This window comes from Tunturiibacter gelidiferens (genome assembly GCF_051013345.1).
Classification (GTDB): Bacteria; Acidobacteriota; Terriglobia; order Terriglobales; family Acidobacteriaceae; genus Edaphobacter; species Edaphobacter gelidiferens_A.
Map to the genome: position 1 here is coordinate 2863990 of NZ_CP132939.1, position 24673 is coordinate 2888662.

The 24673-nt window shown below is 60.1% G+C and carries 20 protein-coding genes and 1 pseudogene; 15 read left to right on the plus strand and 6 right to left on the minus strand.

Annotation, left to right across the window (positions count from 1 at the left end):
• Window positions 1–53: 53 nt before the first annotated feature.
• A complete protein-coding gene (locus tag RBB80_RS14160; protein WP_433968878.1) occupies window positions 54–332 on the minus strand; it encodes a hypothetical protein in 279 nt (92 codons plus the stop codon).
• On the opposite strand from RBB80_RS14160, the gene RBB80_RS14165 reads away from it, so the two are divergent.
• On the plus strand, window positions 304–1944 hold the full coding sequence (locus RBB80_RS14165; protein ID WP_433968880.1) for a hypothetical protein: 1641 nt from the start codon (window positions 304–306) through the stop codon (window positions 1942–1944). The genes RBB80_RS14160 and RBB80_RS14165 overlap by 29 nt on opposite strands.
• Window positions 1945–1947: 3 nt before the next feature.
• On the opposite strand, the gene rpsT is transcribed toward RBB80_RS14165, so the two are convergent.
• Window positions 1948–2226 (minus strand): 30S ribosomal protein S20, encoded by a 279-nt coding sequence (gene rpsT / locus RBB80_RS14170; protein WP_183768804.1) that lies wholly within the window; start codon window positions 2224–2226, stop codon window positions 1948–1950.
• Between the two features lie 462 nt (window positions 2227–2688).
• Between rpsT and RBB80_RS14175 the strand changes: the two genes are divergently transcribed.
• From RBB80_RS14175 to RBB80_RS14190, 4 genes are all read left to right on the plus strand, one after another.
• The gene (locus tag RBB80_RS14175) at window positions 2689–3708 is read left to right on the plus strand and encodes a PhoH family protein (RefSeq protein ID WP_433969670.1); all 1020 of its coding nucleotides are present in this window, start codon (window positions 2689–2691) and stop codon (window positions 3706–3708) included.
• 78 nt (window positions 3709–3786) lie between these two features.
• The gene (locus RBB80_RS14180; RefSeq protein ID WP_433968882.1) at window positions 3787–4728 is read left to right on the plus strand and encodes a glycoside hydrolase family 16 protein; all 942 of its coding nucleotides are present in this window, start codon (window positions 3787–3789) and stop codon (window positions 4726–4728) included.
• Window positions 4725–5387, plus strand: coding sequence for an rRNA maturation RNase YbeY (ybeY, locus tag RBB80_RS14185; RefSeq protein ID WP_433968884.1), 663 nt, complete (start codon window positions 4725–4727; stop codon window positions 5385–5387). Before RBB80_RS14180 ends, ybeY begins: the two co-directional genes overlap by 4 nt.
• Window positions 5384–6862 (plus strand): hemolysin family protein, encoded by a 1479-nt coding sequence (locus tag RBB80_RS14190; protein WP_433968885.1) that lies wholly within the window; start codon window positions 5384–5386, stop codon window positions 6860–6862. The genes ybeY and RBB80_RS14190 overlap by 4 nt, the downstream gene beginning before the upstream one ends.
• A 472-nt stretch (window positions 6863–7334) precedes the next feature.
• Here the strand turns inward: RBB80_RS14190 and RBB80_RS14195 are convergent, their stop codons facing one another.
• Both RBB80_RS14195 and RBB80_RS14200 read right to left on the minus strand, forming a co-directional pair.
• Window positions 7335–8399 (minus strand): rod shape-determining protein, encoded by a 1065-nt coding sequence (locus tag RBB80_RS14195; protein ID WP_281376834.1) that lies wholly within the window; start codon window positions 8397–8399, stop codon window positions 7335–7337.
• A gap of 75 nt (window positions 8400–8474) precedes the next feature.
• Window positions 8475–9812 (minus strand): hypothetical protein, encoded by a 1338-nt coding sequence (locus RBB80_RS14200; protein ID WP_433968887.1) that lies wholly within the window; start codon window positions 9810–9812, stop codon window positions 8475–8477.
• A 185-nt stretch (window positions 9813–9997) separates the two neighbouring features.
• Between RBB80_RS14200 and ald the strand changes: the two are divergent.
• From ald to RBB80_RS14220, 4 genes and pseudogenes are all read left to right on the plus strand, one after another.
• A pseudogene (gene ald / locus RBB80_RS14205) lies at window positions 9998–11109 on the plus strand (alanine dehydrogenase).
• An 81-nt stretch (window positions 11110–11190) separates the two neighbouring features.
• Window positions 11191–13113: a sensor histidine kinase gene (locus tag RBB80_RS14210; protein ID WP_433968889.1), complete on the plus strand. Its 1923-nt coding sequence runs from the start codon at window positions 11191–11193 to the stop codon at window positions 13111–13113.
• A gap of 20 nt (window positions 13114–13133) precedes the next feature.
• Window positions 13134–13799: a sensor histidine kinase gene (locus tag RBB80_RS14215; protein WP_433968891.1), complete on the plus strand. Its 666-nt coding sequence runs from the start codon at window positions 13134–13136 to the stop codon at window positions 13797–13799.
• Window positions 13796–15166 carry a sigma-54-dependent transcriptional regulator gene (locus RBB80_RS14220; protein ID WP_433968893.1) on the plus strand — a complete coding sequence of 457 codons (1371 nt, stop codon included), beginning with the start codon at window positions 13796–13798 and terminating at the stop codon, window positions 15164–15166. Before RBB80_RS14215 ends, RBB80_RS14220 begins: the two co-directional genes overlap by 4 nt.
• Here RBB80_RS14220 and RBB80_RS14225 read toward each other — a convergent pair whose 3' ends face one another.
• Entirely contained in the window at window positions 15167–15490 is a 324-nt protein-coding gene (locus RBB80_RS14225; RefSeq protein WP_433968895.1) for a hypothetical protein, read from the minus strand.
• Between the two features lies 1 nt (window position 15491).
• Window positions 15492–16538 carry a GTPase Era gene (gene era, locus RBB80_RS14230; protein WP_433968897.1) on the minus strand — a complete coding sequence of 349 codons (1047 nt, stop codon included), beginning with the start codon at window positions 16536–16538 and terminating at the stop codon, window positions 15492–15494.
• Window positions 16539–16598: 60 nt separating this feature from the next.
• Between era and RBB80_RS14235 the strand changes: the two genes are divergently transcribed.
• The 6 genes from RBB80_RS14235 (at window position 16599) to RBB80_RS14260 (ending at window position 24668) form a co-directional block, all read left to right on the plus strand.
• A complete protein-coding gene (locus RBB80_RS14235) occupies window positions 16599–17759 on the plus strand; it encodes an alpha/beta hydrolase-fold protein (protein WP_433968899.1) in 1161 nt (386 codons plus the stop codon).
• Between the two features lie 176 nt (window positions 17760–17935).
• The gene (gene mreC, locus RBB80_RS14240; RefSeq protein WP_433968901.1) at window positions 17936–19246 is read left to right on the plus strand and encodes a rod shape-determining protein MreC; all 1311 of its coding nucleotides are present in this window, start codon (window positions 17936–17938) and stop codon (window positions 19244–19246) included.
• Between the two features lie 18 nt (window positions 19247–19264).
• Window positions 19265–19789 (plus strand): rod shape-determining protein MreD, encoded by a 525-nt coding sequence (mreD, locus tag RBB80_RS14245; RefSeq protein ID WP_433968902.1) that lies wholly within the window; start codon window positions 19265–19267, stop codon window positions 19787–19789.
• Window positions 19790–19876: 87 nt separating this feature from the next.
• Window positions 19877–21805: a penicillin-binding protein 2 gene (gene mrdA / locus RBB80_RS14250; RefSeq protein ID WP_433968904.1), complete on the plus strand. Its 1929-nt coding sequence runs from the start codon at window positions 19877–19879 to the stop codon at window positions 21803–21805.
• Between the two features lie 12 nt (window positions 21806–21817).
• Window positions 21818–22918: a rod shape-determining protein RodA gene (gene rodA / locus RBB80_RS14255; protein WP_433968905.1), complete on the plus strand. Its 1101-nt coding sequence runs from the start codon at window positions 21818–21820 to the stop codon at window positions 22916–22918.
• Between the two features lie 583 nt (window positions 22919–23501).
• On the plus strand, window positions 23502–24668 hold the full coding sequence (locus RBB80_RS14260) for a hypothetical protein (RefSeq protein ID WP_433968907.1): 1167 nt from the start codon (window positions 23502–23504) through the stop codon (window positions 24666–24668).
• The last annotated feature ends 5 nt before the right edge of the window (window positions 24669–24673 follow it).

The window sequence follows — 24673 nt, forward strand, 5'->3', positions numbered from 1 at the left end:
GTGTTCTTCTTTTTCCCTCGCTCTCCCCTCTTCGCAGCCCGAGGTCCCGAGCCTCAGCTGCGCCTGCCCCTGGAACCGTTCGGCTTCCAACCCTCTCCGAGCAGTTCCTCCTCGCAGGCAGCTCCATGTTGACGATTCACTACGTCGACCATCAACATCTCCTGCTCACCTTCAGCGCCCGGCACCTCCTCAAGCGCCTGCCCGACGAGCCGGAGGACGACATGGACCGCACCATCGACGCCGTCCTCCTCGAACTTCCCTCTGGCCACATTTTGGCCCGCACCACCTGGCGCACCCACGACCATGGCCAATATCTCTGGAATCTGGGCCACGGTCACTTCCTCCTCCGTATCCGCGACACCCTCACCACCTTCGCTCCTCTCGCCAACCTCTCCACCGGCCAGCCCTTCACCGAGCACCCTTTTCTCTCCACAGACAATCGCCGCATCGCCGCCGTCATCCTCTCTCCCGATGCCGACCTGCTCACCGTCGAGACCGTCAAGCGCACCCCGGCACCTCCCAAACCGAAGACTCCTCTCTTCGGCCCCACCCCGGTCGAGCCGGCTCCTGACCCCCGTCGTTCAAATCAACTTCTATCGCCTCCACCTGCCACCGGAACCCGGTGCTGCCATCAGATCCAGCTCCGCCGGCATCGCCCGGTCCAGGGGCACCGGCGGAGTTCCCGTCACCATCGCCGGCTATCTGGCCACCGTCGACCAGGGCCATCAACACTACGCCTTCGACTTTCACTCCTACGCTGGCAAGGTCGACGAACTCTCTCCCTTCGACTCCACCTGCCGCCCCTTCCCCCTCTTCGTCAGCCACAGCGAGTTCATCGTCTTCGGCTGCCGCAATAGTAGTCATACTGTCGGTGCAGTCGGCGGCTTCAACATGCGGGGGCAGGAGATGTGGGAGCAGGGCCTCTTCGGAGACTTCATCGCCCCGTCTCTCGTCTACGCCCCGTCCAGCGGCCGATTCGCCCTCAGCCGCGTCCTCCTCCACTCCTCCGCTATCGCCGATCAGCCCATTAGCGCCGATGAGATCTCGTCGCAAACGGTCGTCGTCTATCAGACCGACACCGGCAAGCAAATCCTCCACGCCGACTGCACCCCCGTAGAGCGGGCAGGCCAGAACTTCGCCCTCTCCCCCGACGGCTTGTCCCTCGCCCTCATCCATGCCGGCGCCATTGAGATCTATCGTCTCCCGCCCCTTACCCCCAAAGAGGAGAATGCGGTCAAACTAGCCCAGACCTCCGCTCCGCCCGAGAACGATCTCCCCGTCCGCTTCGTCAGCCAGCCCTCCCCATCCGCTGAAGAAGCCGATTCCACTGTTCAACCCGAGGCTCAGCCCGCCAACGCGGTCGCCCCCACCACAGCAAACACAGCACCCCCGACTCCACCCAAACGCCTCCGCCTGCAAACGCATCCCCCGCCGCGGCATCCAGCGATGCTGCTGAAGCATCGACGGACGCCGTACAAGCCTCTGGCGACCAGACACCCGAAGTCCACCGCAAACCACCCACCCTCTACACCCTCCCCACAGACAAACCATCAGATCGCCCAGCCAATTCCGACCGCCCAAAGGACAACCCTCAATAAGCTCTCTCATCCACGAAACAATCTGCACCCACGAAGCAATCTGCACCCACGAAACAATCTGCACCCACGAAGCAATCTGCACCCACGAAACAATCTGCACCCACGAAGCAATCGGCACTACCAAACAATCTGCACCCAATCATCCGCACCCACGAATCGTCATCTCGACCGAAGTCACGCGGTCTCATCGCGTGACGCAGTGGAGAGATCCCTGTATTTCGTCGTTGCGGTTGACGTTTCGAGTCGCCTACCGGCAACAGGGACAAACAGAAAAAGGCTGGCTACGGTCTCCCGCAAGCCAGCCTTTCATAAATCTCTACGCCCGAACCTTCAAATCAACAACTGAAAATTAAGCAGCCTTCTTAGGCGCAACAGCCTTCACACGCGCGTTCAAGCGGCTTTTGTAGCGGCTCGCGGTGTTCTTGTGCAGAACGCCCTTCTGCACGCTCTTGTCCAGAATCGACGCGGTCTCGCGGTATTGGGTGGTTGCGGCGGCGTGGTCGCCCTTGGCGATCGACTCCCGCAGCTGGCGCAGGGTTCCACGCAGCTTGCTCTTGTTTGAGCGGTTCACCGCAGTCTTAGCTACGGTCTGACGTGCGCGCTTCAAAGACGAAACATGATTTGCCATAAACTCTCTTCTCTCAACCCGTACATTTTGTAGGGGAAAATGGGATGCAGGCTCAAGGCCAGCCGACTTCTGCTTCCAGTCACGGCCCGCCGCACTCCCTGCAATATCTAAGTCTACGGAAAGCCGGGCCTTCGGTCAACCCATCCTCTATCCGAAAATACGGCGTATAAGCCCCCCAAAGCATCCAATCCGTAGAAAACATGCCGCACCGCGATCCAATCCCGGTTCCGCACCAAAATCAATTCATCATTTGCCCCTTGACGCCATCTTTTCGACGTTCTACTCTTTGCCCATCTTCGACACTAGATTGGCACCTTCCGCCATCCCGGTCGCAGTCAAGAGGCGCAGCCAATGCGCCGCCAGCCAGTGTCCGCTCATCCCCTCAAAAACTCCCAAGTCACCCGGCCATACACCAACCCAGCTCCCCTGACGGAGGTCAGCACACTACTTGATTAAAAATCCCTGGAAATCACACCTGGCATTGAGCCCCTGTACGGGACCCACGACGAAAACCTCCGCATCCTCGAGGACAAACTCAACGTCACGATCGATCTCCGCTCCGACGCTATCCACGTTACCGGCGAAGCCACCAACGTTGCCCGCGTCGAACAAGTCTTCACCGACTTCGACACCCTCCGAAAATCCGGCGTCAACCTCCACAACGGCGAACTCAACGGAATGCTTAAGCTCGTCGTCGCCGATTCCACCACCACCCTCAAATCTCTTGTCGACGCAGGTAAGCAGCGCTCGGCCGGTGTCAAGCGCATGGTTCAGCCCCGCTCGCCCAACCAGCGCAAGTACGTCGAAGCCATCGAGCAGTCCGACATGACCTTCGGCCTAGGCCCCGCCGGCACCGGAAAAACCTACCTCGCCGTAGCCATGGCAGTCTCCGCGCTCATGGCCAAAAAGGTCAGCCGCATCATCCTGGTCCGTCCCGCAGTTGAAGCCGGCGAACGTCTCGGCTTTCTCCCCGGCTCCCTCCAGGAAAAGTCGACCCTACCTCCGCCCCTCTACGACGCCCTCTACGATCTCCTCGACCCCGTCAAGGTCGACAAGCTCCTCGAGTCCAACGTCATCGAGGTCGCCCCGCTTGCCTTTATGCGCGGCCGCACCCTCTCCGACGCCTTCATCATCATGGACGAAGCCCAGAACACCACCATGGAACAGATGAAGATGTTCGTCACCCGTCTCGGCAACAACTCCAAGGCCGTCATCACCGGCGACCTCACCCAGACCGACCTGCCCAACCCAAAGAAATCCGGCCTCCTCGAAGCTCTCCACGTCCTCGACGGCGTAGAAGGCATTCGCTTCTGCCACTTCGAAGATGTCGACGTCGTCCGCCACCAGCTCGTCCAGCGCATCGTCCGGGCCTACGACAGTTACGGCAAGGCGCAGCAGCAGCTTCCGCTCCCCATCGGCGAAGCCGCCCTGCCCGACCCAAACGTCATCCAGGCCGCCAAACCCATGCCAAAACCTCAATGAACTCAACCAATCTGCGATAATCAATCACAGGGGGCGAATCCAGCCCCTGCGACATTTAGCATCACCTGCTCCCAAGCGATGACCACCACCGAACCTCCAAGTACTCACCCCATCCCCGCGCTCCGCCGCCCCGGCAACGTGCGCACCCTCACACACGCCTGCCTCGCGCTCCTACTCGCCGCACTTCCAGCCATCCTGAAAGCCCAGTCCCCATCAACCCCACCCGGCTGGGCCCTAACATGGAGCGACGAGTTCAACGGCCCCAACGGATCCTCCCCCGACCCCGCCAAATGGACCTACGACATAGGGGGTGGCGGCTACGGCAACCACGAACTCGAGTCCTACACCAACCGTCCCGACAACGTACGCCAACAGGACGGCCACCTCCTCATCACCGCCCTCAAAGAAACTCACACGGGCCCCGACGGCATCACGCGGCACTACACCTCCGCCCGCATCCTCACCAAGGGCCTCTTCTCCCAGCCCTACGGACGCTTCGAAGCCCGTATAAAACTCCCCACCGGCAAAGGCATCTGGCCCGCCTTCTGGCTCCTCGGCAGCAACATCGACTCCGACCCCTGGCCCAAATCCGGTGAGATCGACATCATGGAGAACATCGGCAATCCAACCGAGGTTCACAGTACCCTCCACGGCCCCGGATACAGCGGTGGAAACCCCATCACCGCAAAGTTCACCCTCCCCACAGGCGAGGCCGTCAACACTGCCTTTCATCTCTACTCCGTCGAGTGGACCCCGAACGACATAAAATTCTTCATCGACGATCACCTCATCACCCACCGCACTCCCGCCGACCTGCCACCAGGCACCCATTGGGTCTTCGATCATCCGTTCTTCATCATTTTGAATCTCGCCACCGGCGGCAGCTGGCCCGGCAATCCCGACCAGACCACCACCTTCCCCCAGCAGATGGTCGTCGACTACGTCCGCGTCTATAAACCAAATCAGACGAAGCCCAGCCAAACACCCATCGCAGCGGCCACTCCGAAGCCTCTTCAATGATCACCATCGAACCACCGCCTGGCCTCAAAGAAAACGTCTCACGCCCCGGCCTGACGAGCTTCCTCAACCGTGCCCGCCTCGCCGTCGGCCTCACCGGCAACGTCGAGGTCCTGCTCGCCGACGACCCCACCCTCCGCCGCCTCAACAAATCTTTCCGCGGCAAAAACAAGCCCACCGACGTCCTCAGCTTCCCCACGCCCGCCGAGATCGCACCCACCCACGCCGGAGACCTTGCCATCTCCCTCGAAACCGCAGCCCGTCAGGCTGCTACCTATGGCCACTCCCTCCGCGACGAAGTAAAAATCCTCCTCCTTCACGGCCTCCTCCACCTCTCAGGTTTCGACCACGAAACCGACAACGGAGAGATGGCCGCCCGCGAGGCCACTATCCGCAGCAAACTCAAACTCTCCAATACTCTCATCGAGCGAACAACCGCGCACTCCCGAAAATTGCTGTCACCCGCAGTCAAAAAGAGCTCCTCCCGTTTAAAAATTCGGTCTACCCGATCAAGAAAAACATCTCAAGACCCTGCTAAAAAATCGTCATCTCGACCGAAGGCGGCGCTCTACGCCGCCGCAGTGGAGAGACCCCCGCATTCCGCTCGAACCATCACAAAATCCAAAGCCACAAAGGCCAGAAACAAGCGAGGCGCAAAGTGACTCCCGCCTACGCCTACACCTTCGCTCTCATCCTCCTCCTCGGCATCCTCGCGCTAGCCGCCTACGTCGACCGCATCTACTCCGAGATGGGCAAGTTTCTCGCCCGCGAGTATCAGGACAACATCGACTCCTGGGAGCGAGTCGTCGAACCCCGCCTCCGCCTCGGTCGCGAGTCCATCGCCCTCTCCGCCTCTGTCCTTCGCCAGCTCTCCCTGGCTGCCCTGGCCCTGCTCTCCGGCCTCCGCCTCTACACCCACACCACGCTCGTCCCAACCCTCGCTCGCACCCCAAGCCTCAGTGAAGTCCTCCGCGCCGTCTTCGAGCTTATCCTCCTCATCCTCATCTTCGACCGTCTTCTCCCGCAACTCCTCTTCTCCCGCACCCGCGGCCTCTGGATCGCGCGCATCACGCCCCTCCTGCAGACACTCTTCTATCTCATCCTTCCCGTAACTCTTCTCCTCGGCCTTCTCCTCTCCATCGCCGCCCTCGCCGAACCGGAAGACACAACCGAAGAGGACCACCCCTCCGAAGCCATGGACGCACTTCTCGAGGCTGGCGAAGAGGAGGGCATCCTCGAAGAGTCGGACCGCGAACTCGTCCGCTCTGCCGTTGAGTTCGGCGACAAGATCGTCCTCGAAGTCATGACCCCGCGCCCCGAAATCTTCGCGGTGCCAGGCACCCTCACCCTGCAGGAGTTCACCGCAACCATCAACGAGCACGCCTTTTCCCGCGTCCCCGTCTACAACGGTTCGCTCGATCACGTCACCGGCATCGCCTTCGCCCATGACCTCCTCAAAGTCCTCGACACCGAGGCCGACACGCTCACCGTCGCCCAGATGCAGCGCCCCGCCGCCTTCGTCCCCGAGACCAAAAAAGTAGCTGAGCTCCTCCGTGAGATGCAGCGCGAAAAACAGCACATGCGCATGGTCATTGACGAGTACGGCAGCGTCGCAGGCCTTGTCACCATTGAGGATTTGCTTGAGGCCATCGTCGGAAACATCGCTGATGAACACGACGAGTCCGAAGCAGACGATGAACCCATCCGTGAGCCCAACGGTGCCTACGTTGTCTCCGGTTCCTTCGAGCTTTCGCGCCTCCGCGATCTCTTTGCCGATCAGTTCGAACAGCCCAATCGCAACGGCCGCCCCGCCGAAGACAGCGAACCCCACGACCCCGAAGACGAAGACACCGAATCCGCAGAGGCCGCTCGCTGGAGCGACGACAGGGAAGAGTTCGATGAGCAAAAAGACTTGCGCGAGCCCCGCGACACACGCGACGACCCTACAGCCGTCCGTCTCCCCGAGCACTACGAATCCACCACCCTGGGCGGCCTAGTCTCCGAGATTGCCGGACATATTCCGCTGCCCGGCGAGGTGGTGGAAGAGGATGGATTGCGGCTGGAGGTGCTTGCGAGCACGGACCGGCGGATCGACCGTATTCGCGTCAGTCTTACGAATCCTCCGGACCTCTACTAGGGATTTTGAGCGCATTTTTGAATATTTTTTTCTGGTGGTGGGATGTAGCAAAAATGAGGGGATTTTGCGAAAATAGCCCGTTTTGACGTGGTGTTTTGATGGTGCGAGTGTGGTGATTTGCGTGGCTGAGATGGAGTTTAGGCAGTCATAATTCGGGGGGCTAAAAACACGCCACGTTTTCAACTTTATTTTGGCTGTCCTGCCGGACGGGCCCACTCCGCGTGGCGCGGTCACTTCGTGACTTGTGATGGCTTCGCGTGGGTGCTCCCGTTGGTCGCAGGTTGGGATCTCGTGGTGCCGACCAGCGGGAGGGTCGAGGGTCGATCCTGCCCAGAAAGGTATACGCGCCACGAAGTGGCCGCACTCCGCGCAGGAGGCCCGTCCGGCAGGACAGTCTCTGAAACGGAAAGGTCCCGGACTGAGTCCGAGACCTGCCTGTAACCAGAGTTGAACTGCTGCAACAGTGCCCTGACTAGTCGATTGAGATCTTTCGGAGCAGCTTGAAGTCGGAGAGCATCTTTCCTGTTCCGAGCACGACGGATGCCAGGGGATCGTCGGCGATCGAGACGGGAAGCCCTGTCTCCTCCCGGATGCGCTTGTCCAGGTTCTTGATGAGCGCGCCGCCGCCGGTGAGGACGATGCCTCGGTCGGAGATATCGGCGGAGAGCTCCGGCGGAGTTCGCTCCAGGGCTACGCGGATGGCGTTAATGATGGTTGCGATGCACTCGCTGAGGGCTTCTCGGATCTCGGAGTCTTCGATGGTGATTGTCTTCGGCACGCCCTCGATGAGGTTGCGGCCTTTGACCTCCATCGAGATGGGTTTATCGAGCGGGTAGGCTGAGCCGAGCGAGATTTTGATCTGTTCTGCGGTGCGCTCGCCGATGAGCAGGTTGTACTTCCGCTTGAGGTAGGTCATCACGGCCTCGTCCATCTGGTTTCCGGCCATGCGCACGGAGCGCGAGTAGACGATGCCTGCGAGCGAGATGACCGCGATGTCCGTGGTGCCGCCGCCGATGTCGACGACCATGTTTCCGCCTGGCTCGGTGATGGGCAAACCAGCGCCAATGGCGGCGACCATGGCCTGTTCGACCAGGTGAACCTCGGAGGCTTTGGCTCGGTAAGCCGAGTCCATAACAGCTCGTTTTTCCACCTGCGTGATCTCAGAGGGAACGCCGATCACGATGCGCGGGTGAACCATCATCTTCCGGTTGTGCGCCTTCTGGATGAAGTAGTTCAACATCTTCTCGGTGTGGCGAAAGTCGGCGATGACGCCATCTTTCATCGGTTTGATGGCAACAATATTTCCCGGCGTGCGGCCAAGCATCTCCTTGGCTTCTTTGCCGACCGCCTCGACCTCGTTGGTGATCTTGTTCACCGCGATAATGGAGGGCTCGTTGACGATGATGCCTTTGCCATGGGCGAAGACGAGGGTGTTTGCCGTGCCGAGGTCGATAGCAAGGTCGCTGGAAAAGAGGCTGAAGAGGGACCGCATATTGTGAATGCGGGAGTAACGCATCTGAAAACTATTCGAAGACATAGGTGTTTGAGGTCGATCCTAAAAAGAGACTCCCATTAGTGTATTCCTTTCGCAAGCGCTATTTCAGCACCTAACCTAACCAGTTAGCATGCCTCTTCCGTTGTAGTCCCGTTCTGGTTCACACAGCAGACGACAGCAGAACAGAGCCGAGGGATAGATGAGAATGCTGACATGCCGGGTGTAGGCGAAACCCGCGAGGTAGGGCAGCGTAGAGGCTGCGACCAGGGCAAGAAAAGTAGCCGCGGCCACGCGCAGCGATCGATCTCCTTCAAGTCGCTGCCGGAGCAGAAGAACGATTGCGCTGACAGTCGCGACCCAGAACATCAGCCGGAAGACCAACATCCCGCCGATTTCGATCAGTCGACCCGCGCCAGAGTTCGCGGTCGAGCCGTACTTCTCGACCGTGAAAAAGAGGATCCTGAGCTTGCGCAGATCTCCTGACAGCGTCTCTCGAGGGTGAGTTCGCAGATACTGGAGCGCCGCCCGGCGATGGTAGTCGTTGAAGCTCCACTCGTCCGGGAAGCTCATTCCGCGATTCAACTCGAAGTCGTACCAGTCGAGCGAGTCGCCGTGGGTCGGCGGGTAGTTTTGAAGGAATCCGGCGTTGTTGCCCTTGTGCAGATTGATCCCGTCGAAGCTGGTGCCCACGCTGTATCGCCCACTCGTATGATGCTGATGGAGCGCCCACCCCGCAGGCGCTGCGGCAACCAGGAGCACGAGGAGCCATCGCAGCTTTGGTTGACGCTCCAACGCCAGAAAGCCCCCCAGCAGCACCAGGACGGCCGCCAGCATCCCGCTCTTCGAGAGATAAAGCGCATCGAGCGCGGCGGCGAAGAGCACGGCACCTCGAACGCCGCGCAGACCGTCGCGGTCGAGAAACAGCATCGCCGAGGCCATCGCCAGAAAACTATAGGAGAAGCCCTCGTCTACCTGCAGATTGGTCACGTCGGCGAGAAACGCCGGAATCAGGAACGGAGTAAGAAGGAGAAGGATTACCATCAGCCTGCTACCGAACGGCCGCGGCAGACGACACCATGCTAAATAGATGGCCAACTCGACGGGCAACAACAGAAGGATCGTTTTGAAGCAGGCGACGGAAACGTAGCGGTCGCCAAAGATCCGGATGCCCCACGCGACCGTAGTGGCTGTGACCGGCATGCGCGCCGCATGGAAGCAGATGGGATTGCCACGAGTCCCCATGTCCTCGGTGCAGACCGTAATACCGCGGCCGGCCAGCAGGCTCTGCGTCGTTGGTCCCACCAGATTAGTGATGGAAAAGAGCGACCTGTTTGCCTTCGCATGATCGAGGGTCCACGCTGCGGCCAGCGACACCACGACAGGGACGATCAGCAGCACCAGCAGCAGGCGGCGGTCTTGCTTTGTCTGATCCAAACCGCCTGCGATTGATGGCATCTGCCCAATCTAATCGAAGTTGACCCGGTTGCTACCTTTTTTACTGTGCTCTTTCCTCACGGTGTCGTCGGCCTGGTTCGTTTATGGAACTGAGCGCAAAGAGGGGCCTTCTCCTCCTCCCGTGACATCGTTGTAGTGCAAATAGATACAATCGAAAGAAGCTTCAACGATGTGGAGACAGACGAATGATTATTGGTGTGCCTAAGGAAGTTAAGGATCACGAGAGCCGCGTAGGGGTAACCCCGGCTGGCGTCAAAGCACTGGTTGAAGCGGGACACAAGGTTCTGGTGGAACATGACGCCGGGGCGCTGTCCGCCATGCCGGACGACGAGTACCAGGAAGCGGGCGCGGAGATCGTCGGCTCAGCCCATGACGTGTGGCGGTTGGCCGAGATGATCGTCAAGGTGAAGGAGCCGGTCGAAAAGGAGTACAAGCACTTTCGCGAGGGCCTGGTTCTTTTTACGTATCTCCACCTCGCTCCGTTGAACGACCTGACCGATGCGCTGCTCGCCTCGAAGGTTACAGGCATTGCTTATGAGACTGTTCGCGATCGCGCCGGAGCGCTGCCGCTGCTGACCCCGATGAGCGAGGTTGCCGGTCGCATGAGCGTCCAGGTTGGCGCAGCTTATCTTGAGAAGGAGCATGGCGGACGCGGGGTTCTTCTGGGCGGCGTTCCGGGTGTGCCTCCGGGGAACGTCTGCATTATCGGCGGCGGTATCGTGGGCACGAACGCTGCGAAGATTGCGCTGGGCATGGGGGCGAAGGTGACGCTGATCGACCTGAACCTGAATCGCCTGCGCGAGCTTGATGATATCTTTGGCGGCCGCATCTACACCGTTGCGTCCAATAGCTACAACATCGAACACGCTGTTCGCGAAGCTGATCTTGTGATCGGAGGCGTTCTGATTCCGGTGCGGCTGCGCCGAAGATCGTGACCAAGGCGATGGTGGCGAAGATGAAGAAGGGCGCGGTGATCGTCGATGTTGCGATCGACCAGGGAGGATGCATCGAGACCGCGCACCCGACCACGCACTCGAATCCGTCGTATGAGGTCAACGGAGTGGTGCACTACTGCGTGACGAATATGCCTGCGGCAGTGCCGAATACCTCGACGCTTGCCTTGACGAACGCGACCTTTCCATACGTGTTGAAGCTGGCGCGGCTGGGGGCCACCGCGGCGATCAGTGAAGACAAGGGGATCGCAGAGGGGGTCAATACGTTCAACGGCGTTCTGACCTACGGTGCAGTGGCCCAGGCGCAGAAGCGCGATTGGCAGGCTGTGGCGAAGCTCGTATAGCCGCCGCGGCTGTTGCGGGTTGAGCGAGGGGATGCGCGCTCCGCCCGCATATAATCTGGGGGATTGAGGAGGGCGCGGGCCATGGGAACTACGAACCGGCGAAAGATTTGGATCGTGGCTCTGGGTGCGTGCCTGCTCATCCTCTTCGTGGCCCTTGCCACTCTGAACGCGTTCAACACGCAGCTGCCGAAGCCGGCCAGCACGCAGCAGACGGTCATCTTCACAGGCCTGTCGATTGTGGCGTTTCTTCTCTTTGTCGTGGTGCTTCTGCTGCTGGTCCGCAACGTGTTGAAGCTGTATGCCGACCAGCGCAGTCGCGTGATGGGAACGCGTCTGCGCACGCGGATGCTGTGGGGCGCGGTGCTGGTGAGTCTGGTTCCTATCGCCTCGATGTTTGCGTTCAGCTATCAGCTGATGAACCGCGCGGTGGACCGCTGGTTTACGCAGCCCGTGACGGATATGCGGGAAGACAGCAATAATATGGCGTTGGAGCTGGCGCACTACACGACCGCGAACGCTCGCGCGGAGGCGGATTCGATTGCCGCCAGCCTTCCCGCAGCGCCGGTGGTTGCTCCCGAGGCTAAAGCGCCGGGTACTGCACGCTCAGCCGCTTCGGTTCGTGGGTCTGGTCGCCACTCGAACCACGGTCCGGTGCCTGGTGTGGCTCATGCGGTCGTGCCGTCGGCGGCGACGCGGAATCGCGAGGCGATCCACGAGGTTTTACGACAGCACGAGATCACGCTGCAGAACGGCTTTGCGATTGTCTATCGCGAGGGCCGCGTCGTTGCATCGTTTCACATGCCGCAGCGCGCCGGTGCGACGGCGCAGGTTAAGGTTTGGCTCCCGGATCAGGTGGCCGGGGCCGATACGGACGAGTCGGGCGCGCGTGCACCTACGGATCCAACGGATACCGCGATTCTTGCCGCTGCGCAGCGCATCGACCAGCCCGTGTTCTCGCTGGGTTCTACGGACTACGCGCTGGGTGCGACCACTCTCAAACAGGGTGAGACCGTTGTCGTAGGCCTGCCGATGCCGTTTGGAATGGCTGCGACCATGACCAATCTGCGCAAGGCGGCGGATGCGTACTGGGTGCTTTATAGCGAGCGGCGTCAGATCAGGGATCTTTATATGCTCCTGCTGCTGATGATGACGAGCCTTGCCCTGTTCGCGTCGTGCTGGCTTGCGCTGCATCTGTCGAAACAGGTGACGAAGCCGGTGGAGGCGCTGGCGGATGCGATGGAGGCGATCGCTCAGGGAGACTACGGCCATCGCGTGCAGGAGAGTGCGACCGAAGAGCTCGGCGAGCTGGTGCGCAGCTTCAATCACATGGCGGCGGATCTTGAGGGCAGCCGGCGCGCGGTGGAGGAATCTACCGTGCAGCTTAGTGCCGCCAACACTGCGCTTGAGGCGCGGCGCGGCGAGTTGGAGACGATGCTCGAAACGATTCCGAATGGAGTTGCTACACTCGACACCGATCGACGCATCATCCTTGCCAACCGCGCGCTGAGCGAGATGATGGATCCGGGCGGGCAGAGGCCGTTCTATGGGCTGGTGATCGAGGAGGTCTTTCCGCCTGAGGTGTCCGAGGTGCTTGACCGGCTGATTAAACGCAGCCATCGCATGGGGTCGGCGTCGAGTGAGATTGAGATTTCAGGCTTTCCACAGAGCTCGGTCGATAGGTTTAGCGGGACGATGAACCTGCTGGCTACGGTCGCTCTGCTGGAGATGCCGGCGGCCACGGAACGCATGCGCCGCGAGCACCAGGGGTATGTGGTTGTTCTTGAAAACGCGACCGAGCTGCTGCGTGCGCAGAAGCAATCCGCGTGGAAGGAAGTGGCGCGGCGTGTGGCTCACGAGATCAAGAATCCGCTCACACCGATCAGCCTCAGCGCCGAGCAGATTCGCCGCCACATCGATCGCCTCGCGCGCGCCGTCGCCGAGGTCACGCCCCCAGCGCTGCTGAGCCGCCCTCGATCGCGGTCATCCGTCGATGCTCGGAGGTGATCACGTCTTCGGTCGAGAGCATGCGTTCGCTTGTCGACCAGTTTGCCGCGCTCGCTGAGTTTCCTACGGCTCGGCCCAAGCCTGCAGACCTTAATACGATTGTTGAGAACTCGCTCGCGCTGTTCGCCGGACGCATGCAGGCGGTTCGCATCGTGCGCAAGATGAGCCCCGACCTGCCGCTGATTATGGCGGACCCTGAGGCGCTCAAACGTGCACTCGGCAATCTCATCGACAACGCCGCCGAGGCTATGCAGCAGAGCCTCTACCGCGAGCTTCAGATCAGCACGTGTTTGCTGGAGAACGGAATGGTCGAACTTGCGATCGCCGACAGCGGCTCTGGTCTTACCGATGACATGCGCGAGCGTCTCTTTCTGCCTTACTTCTCGACCAAGCAGCGTGGCACCGGCCTCGGCCTCGCGATTGCCGCAAAGATTATTCAGGAGCACCAGGGCACGATACGTGCTGAGAAGAACGAACCTGCAGGAGCGAGGTTCATCATCGAACTACGCCCAGCCCTTTCGCCCGACAGCGACGCTGAGGCTCCAATGGGCTTCAATACCTTCGCGATCCCGCAAAACGGCGATCAGCCGCCAGTTCAGGTTGAATCTGCCACTGAGACTCCAGTTCATAGCAACACTAAAGCAGAGGACGACTTTGCCTCCACCCTCCCCAGAGGCCCACAATGAACCACGTACTGATCGTTGACGACGAAGCTGAAATCCGCGAGTCGCTCGAAAGCATCCTTCGTGAAGAGGATTATCTCGTCACCACAGCCGCGACTGCGGGTGAAGCTCTCGAGCTACTTCGAGATGCTGCCTACGATGTTGTTTTGCTCGACATCTGGCTGCCCGATCGCGACGGTCTCGATACTCTGACCGAGATCCGTCAGATGGAGTCGACGAACGTGCCTGAGGTTGTCATCATCAGCGGCCACGGCACGATCGAAGCTGCGGTTCGCGCCACGAAGCTGGGGGCCTATGACTTTCTCGAGAAGCCTCTCTCGCTCGACCGCACGCTCATCGTTCTGAAGAACGCGATGAAGGCTCGCCAGATGCGCGAGGATAACCAGGAGTTCTCACGCCAACTCACAAAGGGGACAGTGACAGGAAACTCCGTCCCGATGAAGGCGCTGCGCCAGCAGATCAAACTGATGGCGCCTACGAACGGCCGCGTGCTGATCTACGGGGAATCGGGGGCAGGGAAGGAGCTTGTCGGGAGAGCTATGCACGCGGAGAGTCTGCGGAAGGACCGGCCGTTTGTTGAGCTCAACTGTGCGGCGATTCCCGAGGATTACATCGAGAGCGAACTCTTTGGCTATCGCCATGGAGCGGTGCCGGGAGGCCCGACCGAGAAGCGCGGAACGTTTGAGAGAGCGGATGGCGGCACACTCTTCCTCGATGAAGTTGGCGACATGAGCCTGAAGACGCAGGCCAAGGTGTTGCGGGCTTTGGATGAGCAGCGCTTTCTTCCGGTCGGTGCTTCGCACCCTGTGCACGTTGATGTGCGTGTTATTGCAGCTACCAATAAGAATCTTGAAGAGGAGATCGCTCGCGGCAATTTCCGCGAAGATCTGTTCTATCGCCTCAACGTTATTCCGTTTTTTGTGCCGCCTCTGCGCGACCGTAAGGAAGATATTCCTCTGCTCGTCAAAGAGTTTCTCCAGCAGTTTGGCGCAGAGTACGGCCGTCCTCACGTCGAGATGACCGAAGACGCACTTGCCGCATTGAAGCAATATCATTGGCCCGGCAACGTGCGCGAGTTACGCAATCTTGTCGAGCGTGTCCTGATCCTGAACCCGAAGACGCACCGCATCGAGCGCAAGCATCTTCCCATGCTCGTGTATCGCGACTCCGCTCGCGACGCCAATAAAGGTAATGGCCGCGAAGAGTTCACCAGCCTGCTGCAGGCTCGTGAAGCGTACGAACGCGACTACATCCTGAAAAAACTAGATGAGTTCCACGGCAACGTCAGCCGCGCCGCCGAAGGGCTCGGACTTGAACGCAGCCATCTGTATCGCAAGATGAAGGCTCTTGGCGTCAGCGTGAAGGAATAGTTACTTTCTCGCTTTGCGATACGCTTCTTCGAGGTGTTTCAGAGCTGCCGAAAGTTCGCCATCGTCTTCAATCGCGAAGCTTTGCCACTTTTCGCCTTCAGTCTGACCAGGTTCATTCCGTTTCGTTGCGATTGCGTTCGGCAGCTCCAACCCTCTTGTGCCGGGAAGCAGGGCAAAGATTGTATCGCCCCGATAGATGCTGATCATGCCAAACATGCGGCCTGTCCTTGTCTCAGGCCACCGTCGCACCTCTTCTATCAACAGAATCGACCGCCGCTGCATCTCCTCAGATGCCTTGGGTAGTGCTGGCCGTCTGGTTCTCATCTCACTCTTCCGTTTGCTGTTTTTCCGCAATCAACTCCAACTGCCGCCGCCAGTCGAGATCTTCGACGAAGCCGCGGCTGGAGCGCCACTCCTCCTGCACCTTGACGAAGAGTTCGAGAAATACGCGTGTGCCCAGGAGTGATTCGATGTCTTTGCGGGCTGCGGTGCCGATCCGCTTCAGCATCTCGCCCTGCTTGCCGATGAGGATCGCCTTCTGGCCTGTTCGCTCGCAGAAGATGGCTGCCGAGATCTTCGTCACCGGCAGCTTGCCGTCCTTCATCTTCTTCATGGAGGCGGGCTCTTCGAACTTCTCGATCACTACCGCAGTGGCGTAAGGGACTTCTTCGCCGGTCAGCATTAAAATCTTTTCGCGGATGAGTTCAGCGACGAGGAAACGCTCCGGCTGGTCGGTCAGTTGATGCTTCGGAAAGTAGCGCTGGCCCTCTTTGAGTTGACCGACGATTTTTTCCAGAAGCAGTTCAAGCCCTTCCTTTTTGCGGGCCGAGATGGGGATGACATCCGCGAAGGAGTGCAGCGTGGACCAGTGCGCTATCAGCGGGAGAAGGTCTTTCTTCGGAATCGCGTCCATCTTATTCAGAACCAGGATCACGGGGCATTCCAGCTTTTTGATCAGCGAGAGCGCGAAGTCGTCTTCGGCGGCGGACATTCCCATGCGGCCTGTGGCTTTCCCACTGTCTCGCTCGCCCGGGACTTTTGGCAGGCGGTGGGTGACGTCGACGATGAAGAGCACGGCGTCGCGTGACTCCAGCGCATCGTGGACCTCCTGCATCATCCGTTTGTCGAGCTGAGTGTCCGGCTTGTGGATGCCCGGGGTATCGACCAGAACCACTTGAGCGGCGGGGTGTCCGGGTTCGCTTTTTGCCTTCTTTTTCAGGGGAACTTCGAGCACGCCGTGGATGCGTGTGCGCGTCGTCTGTGGCTTGTGCGTGACGATAGCGAGCTTCTGTCCGAGCAGGGCATTGAGCAAGGTAGATTTGCCCGCGTTGGGGCGACCGATGATGGAGACGAAACCGGAGCGAAAGGCCATTGTCTTTATTATGCGCTGTTGCCATGCCCGAATCCGCAAACGTCGTCTAAACTGACTCGTATGAACTTCACCAAACTGCGGACTGCTCACAGATTCGCTCGAGGTCTGGCCCTGCTATCCTCCGTCACCGCGCCCCTTTTCCTTTCGGCTCAAGCCCTCAAACCCTTCTCTTCGATCGAGGTTCACTCTGACCGGACGGTGACCTTCTCCTACAAAGATGCCGCGGCGACCACGGTTGAACTTGTGGTCGGCGGATTGCCGAAGAAGCTGCCGATGAAGAAGGATGCGGCCGGCATCTGGACGGTGACTACGCCGTCTCTGCCGCCCGAGATCTACGGATATCACTTCGAGGCGGACGGCGATTCACGGCTTGATCCTGCCAATGCGGATACGACGATCAACCTGGTGGATGTTGCGAACGAGCTGACGGTGCCAGGCGACACGCCGCAACTGTGGGAGGTGACTAACGTCCCGCACGGTGTCCTGCACCACTACAACTACACGACGAACACTGTCCTTGGCCTGCCTCAAAATCAGAGTCGCTACTACGTCTATACTCCGCCGGGCTATGACCCGAAGGCTCCGCAGCCGTATCCGGTGCTGTATCTGCTGCATGGGTGGAGTGACTCCGACTCAGGCTGGACGGCGGTGGGCCGGGTCGATCTGATCCTCGACAATCTGCTGGCGCAAGGCAAGATCAAGCCGATGGTTGTGGTGATGCCGCTGGGGTATGGCGATATGTCGTTCATCCATCAGTTTAATGTGTGGGAGGATCCTGCCGCCATCGACCGGAACACCGACCTTTTTGCCAAGGCCTTGCTCACCGAGGTTCTTCCGCGTGTTGAAGCTGAGTACCACGTCTCCAAGGATCGCAACGACCGCGCCATCACCGGACTATCCATGGGTGGTCTTGAAAGCCTGGAGGTCGGGCTCTCGCACACTGATAAGTTTGCCTGGGTCGGGGGATTCAGCTCGGCCGTTCACAACCTGAACTACGAGGGCAAATTGGCATCGCTCAACCCCAAGACCGCCGATCTTCGCCTGCTTTGGGTGGCTTGCGGAACGGAGGACTCGCTGATCGAGCCGAACCGGAGACTGGTTGAGTTTCTCAAGAGCAAGAACATGCAAGTGAAACAGATCGAAACACCTGGCTACCACACGTGGATGGTCTGGCGGGATAATTTGAGCCAGTTTGCCCCGCTGCTCTTTCAACCGAAGTAGTGGCCGGGCAACAGGCACGAACGTGGCATGGATCACCTCGTAGATCCGATCGGGGTATTGCGCGAGTGCTGCGTCGTGGGGAAGTTCGTTCGGCAGGGAAGGAAGAAAAGTTGGGCTGCGCATCCAGCACGCCACCTCCGCCCGCGCGTGACTTCGCGGATAATCGGTGTTAGCGCATGGAATCTTTCTTCACACGGTTCAAAAACGTTCTGGTGCTGGTGGCGATCCTGCTGGCCCAGACGATCGGCCTTGCGGTGCAGGTTCGCCGCCCGGTCGAATCGGGTGCGTCCGATAGCAACAGGGTTACGCTTATCCGCTACTGGGCCGTCTCCATCGTCACTCCATTCGAGCGATTCTTCCACGGAATCGGCCACACTGTCCGTTATGGATGGTCCGACTATGTCGACCTCCGCAACACTCGCCAACAAAATTACGACCTTCAGCAGCAGATTGCGCGGCTCCGGCTGGAGCAGGCCTCCTTCGCCGAAGACGCCATGCAGGGGCATCGCCTGCAGGCCATGCTGGACTTCCAGCAACACTACGTCTCCACCACTGTTGCGGCGCAGGTGATTGGGACGAGCGGAAACGATCTCTCTCGCGTGGTCTATATCGACAAGGGCGCGAAGGACGGTCTCAAAGCGGACCAGGCGGTGATTACTCCGGACGGCATCGTCGGAAAGATCCGCGATGTCTTCCCGCATACCTCGCAGGTGCTGCTGATTAACGACCAGACCTCGGGAGCGGGCGTGCTGCTTGCTACCACGCGGATTCGTGCGATTCTTCGTGGCAGCACCACCGGCCAGATCCTTATCAACAATTTGACTCCTGACGATCGCATCAAGCCGGGTGAACAGGTGCTCAGCTCCGGCGGCGACCAGGTTTATCCGCGCGGGCTTCCAGTCGGCACGATTGAGTCCATCAAGGTCGACCCGGATCACCAGCCTTACACGCTCATCCAGCTTCGACCCGCTGCTAATTTGAACCAGCTTGAGGAAGTTCTGGTGATCACCGGTACCCAGACCACCCTTCCCGTGGCGGCCCAGAAGGATCTTGCTGCAGGAGCCGCGACTGCCGAGGCCCAGGCCGCTGCGAAACAGCTCGCGGATCAACAGGCCGCTGAGGCTGCTGCCCGCTCGGCGGCTCAGATAGTGGCTGATCGCTTGCCGAGCATTCATGAGGGAGACGACGACACCAAGAAGAGTGGAGCAGCGACGGCACCCGCGGTCACTACTCCTCCCCTCAAGGTGGTGCCGAAGCCGCTTCCCACTATTCACTCCGATCGCTATTCGCCGGGAGCGACTCCTTCTGCGGCAGATCTCAAACCCGGAGCTACTGAGGCAGCCAATCCGGTTGTGCCCCATACCTCGACTCCAGACGCAACGACTCAGCCAGCCACGCAGAAGCCGGTGCAGCCAAAGCCTCGGAAACCTCAGCCTCCACCGGACTCGGTTCAGCCCCCGAACCAGTCCCCGAACCCACAGCCGTAGCAGTCTGCTAATTACACCATGGCCACCCGCAGCTTTACATCCCGTCGAGAGCTAGAGCAGCACAGCTTTCCCTCTGCCGTCGCGTTGCTCGTTCCGCTGGGGGCGATCCTTCTGCAGGCGCTGCTCCCCAGGCCGTTTCCGCGACTTGCCATCCTCGATCTTCCTCTGATCGTCACCATCTTCTTTGCTGTCTCGCGACGCAACCCTGTTGCCGGAACCCTCACTGGGGCGGCCATCGGGCTTCTTCAGGACGCCCTCACCGCTCAGCCCATCGGGGTCAACGGCATGGCGAAGTCTGTCATCGGCTATATCGCGGCCAGCATCGGCATCCAGGTTGACGTTGAAAACCTCACGACCCGCATTCTTATCAACTTCGGATTCTTTCTTATCAATAGTTTCCTGCTCTTCCTCATCAACCGCCGTCTTCTTGGACTCACCAACTTCCACATCTATTGGAGCCATGAGTTTTTCCGAGCTGCAATCAATACAGTCGTGGCCCTTCCTATCTTCTTTCTGCTCGATAACACGAAACGCAACGAGTAAAACGTGGTTTTGATTCGTCTAAACGGCACTCACGACACAACAGTGGTAGACACGAATCATCAACTCCAGTCGTAGACTGAGATAAACATGGAACTAACGCACCATATCGACCCGAATGACGTCGGCCCCAACGGCAGGGCCGAGAAGGTCTCTGCGGGGAAGCTTCATGCCGCTCAGTACATCGTCGCACTCATTCTGATCGTTCTTATCACCGGTCTGTGGCGTCTCCAGGTTCTCGGCGCTGACAACTTCCGCGCGCTCGCCGAAGCCAATCGAATTCGCAAGGTTCCGATCCTCGCTCCGCGTGGCCGCCTGTTTGACCGAGAGGGCCGTCTCCTCGTCGACAACTACCCTTCGGTCTCTTGTTATCTCCTCCGCGAGCAGGTCAAAGATCTTGACGCAGATCTTCCACTGATCGCGCAAGGCCTTCACATCTCTGTCGAACAGATTCAATCCACCCTCCGCCGCTACGAGATTGCTCCGAAATACCAACCCATTCCTCTCAAGCAGGACATCTCCCCTGACGAACAGGCCTTCATCGCAGCCCACCGCGACGAGCTCCCCGAGCTTGAAACCCTCGACGAGCAGCGCCGACTCTACCCCAGTGACGGATTCGCCGCCCACCTTATCGGTTATGTCGGCGAAGTCTCGGAACAGATGCTCAACGACCCACGCTACGCCTTTTACTCTTCGGGTGACGTGGTCGGCCGCTCCGGTGTCGAGCAGACCTACGATGCGCTTCTTCGTGGAGTCGATGGCAGCCGCGACGTTATCGTCAACAGCCACGGCAAAGAGCTCGGCCACCTCGGCCAGGAGCTCGCAACTCCGGGCAAAGACCTCAAGCTCACCATCGACCTCGACATCCAGATGGCCGCCGAAAAGGCCATGGAGGGCAAGAACGGCGCGCTCGTCGCCATGGATCCGCACACCGGCGAGATTCTTGCCATGGTCTCCCGCCCCACCTTCGATCCCAACCAGTTTTCCGTCCGCCTCACCCGAGCTTACTGGAACCAGATCATCACCGACCCGAACCATCCCCTGCTGAACAAGACCATCCAGGCACAGCTTGCGCCGGGTTCCACCTTCAAGATCATCATGTCGTTTGCCGGGCTCGAAGAGAACGTCGCCCAGACCATGCGCGTGGTGTGCAACGGCGGCGCCACGTTCTACGGGCACTTCTTCGCCTGCGATAAACATCACGGCATGGTCGATATCGACCACGCGATTCCGTGGTCCTGCGACACCTACTACTACACGCTGGCTGAAAAGCTCGGCATCGACACCATCGCCAGGTATGCCACCGCGGTAGGGCTCTCGCAGAAGACCGGCATAGACCTGCCGGACGAGGCTGCCGGTACCATGCCCTCCACCCAGTGGAAGCTCAAGAACTTCCATGACAAGTGGTTCGCCGGCGAGACCATCTCGGTTGGTATCGGCCAGGGCGCCACCACAGTCACGCCGCTGCAGCTCGCGCGAGCTCTCGGCGGCATCGCCTCCGGCGGAGCCCTCAAGCGCCCGCATGTCGTCTTCCCTGACGAGGTTCCTAAGGAGATCGAAGAAAACATCCTCGCCAGCTACCCCGGCTCCGGCGACCGCGTCATCCCCATTACCCCCGACAACTGGGAGACCATCACCGACGCCATGGCCGCCACCACGACCACGGGCACCGCCGCAGCCGTCCACCTGGCGGGCATCGACTTCGCCGGCAAGACCGGAACCGCCCAGGTTGTCAGCCATAGCGCCGGGGCCACCAGCCTGGGCAAGGGAGCCGAGCGCGCCAACGCCTGGTTCGTGGGCATGGCACCGCGCCGCAATCCGGACATCGTCGTTGCCGTTCTATGCGAGCATGGCGGGTGGGGAGCCGAAGCCTCCGCCCCGCTCGCGGCTCAGGTCATCAACGCCTACGTCAACAAGCAGCGCAAGCGCGACAACAACGTCCGCATAGCCACCACGCCGGAGCCTGCCAAACCCACGACCCCCACCAACGAAGCACCTACCGTACCGAGCGCCGAATAGGACAGACCAGCCATGCCCCGTTTCTCCTCGTACCGCGACTTCGACTGGGTCCTTCTCGGATTTGTGCTCCTGCTCTCGCTGATCTCGGTACTTGAGATCAAGTCGGCTACGCTGCATACCAAGTTTCACGGCTTCGACCACAAACAAATCCAGTTCCTCGCCGGTGGTCTGTTCCTGATGTTTGTCATCTCGATGATCGACTATCACCGCCTGATCGACATCATCCACTGGGCCTATGGAATCAGCGTGCTCTCGCTCATTGCCGTCCTGATCGTCGGCACGAAGGTGCTGGGTGGGCGGCGCTGGATCAAATTTCCCGGCGGCATCCACTTTCAGCCGTCCGAGTGGGTCAAGCTTGTGCTCATCCTTGCTATTGCCCGCTATTTTTGGGGGTTGGCGGGAAAGGAGCTCACGTGGGGCGACATCGGCAAGGCCGCCGCCATGGTTGTCGTTCCGATGGCGCTCGTACTCAAGCAGCCGGATCTTGGGACCGCGTTAACTTATCTCCCGATTTTGATCTGCGGGTTGTTCCTCGGCGGCATCCGCTTCAAGCAGGTTGGCCTGGTGGTTCTTGCGCTTGCGCTTATCGGCGGTATCGCCTGGAAGAGCGGCAAGCACCTGAAGCCCTACCAGCAGGCGCGCATCAATGCCTTCATGGACCCCGACTCTGACATGCGGGGCTCCGGCTACCAGATCCGCCAATCTCTGATAGCCGTCGGCTCGGGCGGCATCTGGGGTAAGGGTGCGAACAAGGGGACCCAGACCCAGGGCGATTTCCTTCCGATCCCTTACACCGACTTCATCTTCGCGGCCTTTTGCGAAGAGCACGGCTTCGTGGGCGCCATCGGGGTTCTGCTCCTCTACTTCCTTATCCTTATGCGCTTGATTCAGAACGCCCAGACCGCCTCCGATCTTCCTGGCAGCTTCATCATCATGGGGGTGGTCGCAGTAATCGTCTTCCAGATCGCCGTTAATGTCGGTATGGTCGTTGGCCTGATGCCGGTCACGGGCATTCCTCTGCCGCTGCTGAGCTATGGCGGGTCGTCGGTTCTCTTTACTTTTCTTTCCCTCGGCATCGTCATGAACATCCGGATGCGGCGGTTCGTCAACTAAGCGGCTTATCAACTAGCGGATCGCAAGGGGTTATAGCTGTGCAACAAAGGAATGTGAATGCCGTGTGGCTTTTGCAACGGCTTTAGTGCAATACTGTTTAGCAGCACCTGTTCGGCTGTAGATGCCGCTCAGTGTACCCCGCTACTCAGGCGCACGGTCGCCAGTCAGCGGCAACAAAAGACTTTTTAGAAGAAAAGGCCGGCCAGCCAGAGACATCGATCCGTTGGCCGGACAGGTTTTAGGGAATGATTGCATCCGGATGGCGAACGGCCCCGCCTCAAATCTCTGATTTTGAGGTTGTTCTGGTCACAAACTCCGCATGTTTCGAATTGCTTGAAGCATCCCCCGTGTCCCCGATCTACCCGGTACCGCCGAATCCGCCCTCGCCTCGAGTGCGCACACGGCAGAGCTGTACTCTCACCTCGCACCGGTCGTCGAGTTCTGTTCACGAGCTTCCGCAGCCCGTAATCTGTCCGCTCCACGGTGAGCCAAACCTGGCCTCTTGGTCAGGCGAACTCCCGATTGTTCTCTGTCGCGTCTGCCGCTCGAACCTCATAGAGGTCGGGCAGAAAGAGCACAGCGAATGTCGAAAGAAATTTATATCTCCAGTACTCCCCACGAGACCCGTCTCGCCATCGTCGAAAACGACGCCCTAACCGAAATCTATTACGAGCGCGAGAACGAATACACTCTCGCCGGATCCATCTATAACGGCAAAGTCACACGCGTTCTGCCAGGCATGCAGTCCTCGTTCGTGGATATCGGCCTCGAGCGCGACGCCTTCCTTTACATCACCGATTTCATGGAGGAGGCCGGCGACTCGGCTGACTTCGATACGAATGGCGATTCCGGCCGCCGCTCCGAGGGGCGGCGCAACGACCGTGGCGACCGCAACGGGAGCGCCACCACCATCGAAGGCACGGTAGCCAGTCCTCCAGACCGTCTCGACCAGACCAATGACTCCGGCATCCGCTCCTCCGAGCGCCCGGACCGCGGCGACCGAGGTGGTCGTGGCGACCGTGGCCGCGGTGGCAGAGGCCGTCGAGACCGCGGCGGCAACCGCGACCGCCAGCCCGTCGCCGACCCCCTCGCACCCACGTTGCCGGATGACGCCTTCGACGCGCCGGTCGCCGACTATTTCTCCGCCGACCAGCCATCTGAAAATATCATCACCGACCGAAACGATGGAGGCGAGATCGGCGAAGGAGCTCCTGGTGCAGATGGCAGCCGCCGCTGGCGTGGCCGTCGTGGCCGTCGTCGTGGCCGAGGTCCGGGACAACGCGACGAGTCGCCGAATGTTGCCAGCGCCGCTCCGGATAACCCCTCCGCTGAGGTCGCCTATGACGAAGACTCTTTCGACATCGACGGAGCCGCCGCACCTATTGCGCCTTCCAGTAGCCCTACTGCGCCAATCGCCTCTGCCTACGGGACCCCCGAGACGACCACCGCCTCTTCTGCGGAGAACGCAGACCGCGGCAATCGCGACCGGGGAAATGACCGTGGCGCCCGCAACGATCGCGGGGGACGTAATCGCGGAGGCCGCAACGACCGCGGCAATCGAGGTGACCGTGGCGGCCGTGATCGCGAGCCACGCATCCCTCGCGGCTTCGCCCCAAAACCTCGCTCTACGGCGTCGACGACTCACCCGCCTACGATCAGGCGCCTGAACTCGATGCAAACGCTCCAGAGCCCATCGTTCTCCCTGGCGAGTCTCTCTCCAAGTACCGCAAGGGCGGAGACGAGCCTGTAGCCGCA

Coding starts and splice junctions, on each gene's coding strand:
- RBB80_RS14165 (WP_433968880.1), top strand. CDS start 304: ATGGCCAATATCTCTGGAATCTGGGCCACGGTCACTTCCTCCTCCGTA.
- rpsT (WP_183768804.1), bottom strand. CDS start 2,226: ATGGCAAATCATGTTTCGTCTTTGAAGCGCGCACGTCAGACCGTAGCT.
- RBB80_RS14180 (WP_433968882.1), top strand. CDS start 3,787: ATGACCACCACCGAACCTCCAAGTACTCACCCCATCCCCGCGCTCCGC.
- ybeY (WP_433968884.1), top strand. CDS start 4,725: ATGATCACCATCGAACCACCGCCTGGCCTCAAAGAAAACGTCTCACGC.
- RBB80_RS14195 (WP_281376834.1), bottom strand. CDS start 8,399: ATGTCTTCGAATAGTTTTCAGATGCGTTACTCCCGCATTCACAATATG.
- RBB80_RS14200 (WP_433968887.1), bottom strand. CDS start 9,812: ATGCCATCAATCGCAGGCGGTTTGGATCAGACAAAGCAAGACCGCCGC.
- RBB80_RS14210 (WP_433968889.1), top strand. CDS start 11,191: ATGGGAACTACGAACCGGCGAAAGATTTGGATCGTGGCTCTGGGTGCG.
- RBB80_RS14215 (WP_433968891.1), top strand. CDS start 13,134: ATGCGTTCGCTTGTCGACCAGTTTGCCGCGCTCGCTGAGTTTCCTACG.
- RBB80_RS14220 (WP_433968893.1), top strand. CDS start 13,796: ATGAACCACGTACTGATCGTTGACGACGAAGCTGAAATCCGCGAGTCG.
- RBB80_RS14225 (WP_433968895.1), bottom strand. CDS start 15,490: ATGAGAACCAGACGGCCAGCACTACCCAAGGCATCTGAGGAGATGCAG.
- era (WP_433968897.1), bottom strand. CDS start 16,538: ATGGCCTTTCGCTCCGGTTTCGTCTCCATCATCGGTCGCCCCAACGCG.
- RBB80_RS14235 (WP_433968899.1), top strand. CDS start 16,599: ATGAACTTCACCAAACTGCGGACTGCTCACAGATTCGCTCGAGGTCTG.
- mreC (WP_433968901.1), top strand. CDS start 17,936: ATGGAATCTTTCTTCACACGGTTCAAAAACGTTCTGGTGCTGGTGGCG.
- mreD (WP_433968902.1), top strand. CDS start 19,265: ATGGCCACCCGCAGCTTTACATCCCGTCGAGAGCTAGAGCAGCACAGC.
- mrdA (WP_433968904.1), top strand. CDS start 19,877: ATGGAACTAACGCACCATATCGACCCGAATGACGTCGGCCCCAACGGC.
- rodA (WP_433968905.1), top strand. CDS start 21,818: ATGCCCCGTTTCTCCTCGTACCGCGACTTCGACTGGGTCCTTCTCGGA.
- RBB80_RS14260 (WP_433968907.1), top strand. CDS start 23,502: ATGTCGAAAGAAATTTATATCTCCAGTACTCCCCACGAGACCCGTCTC.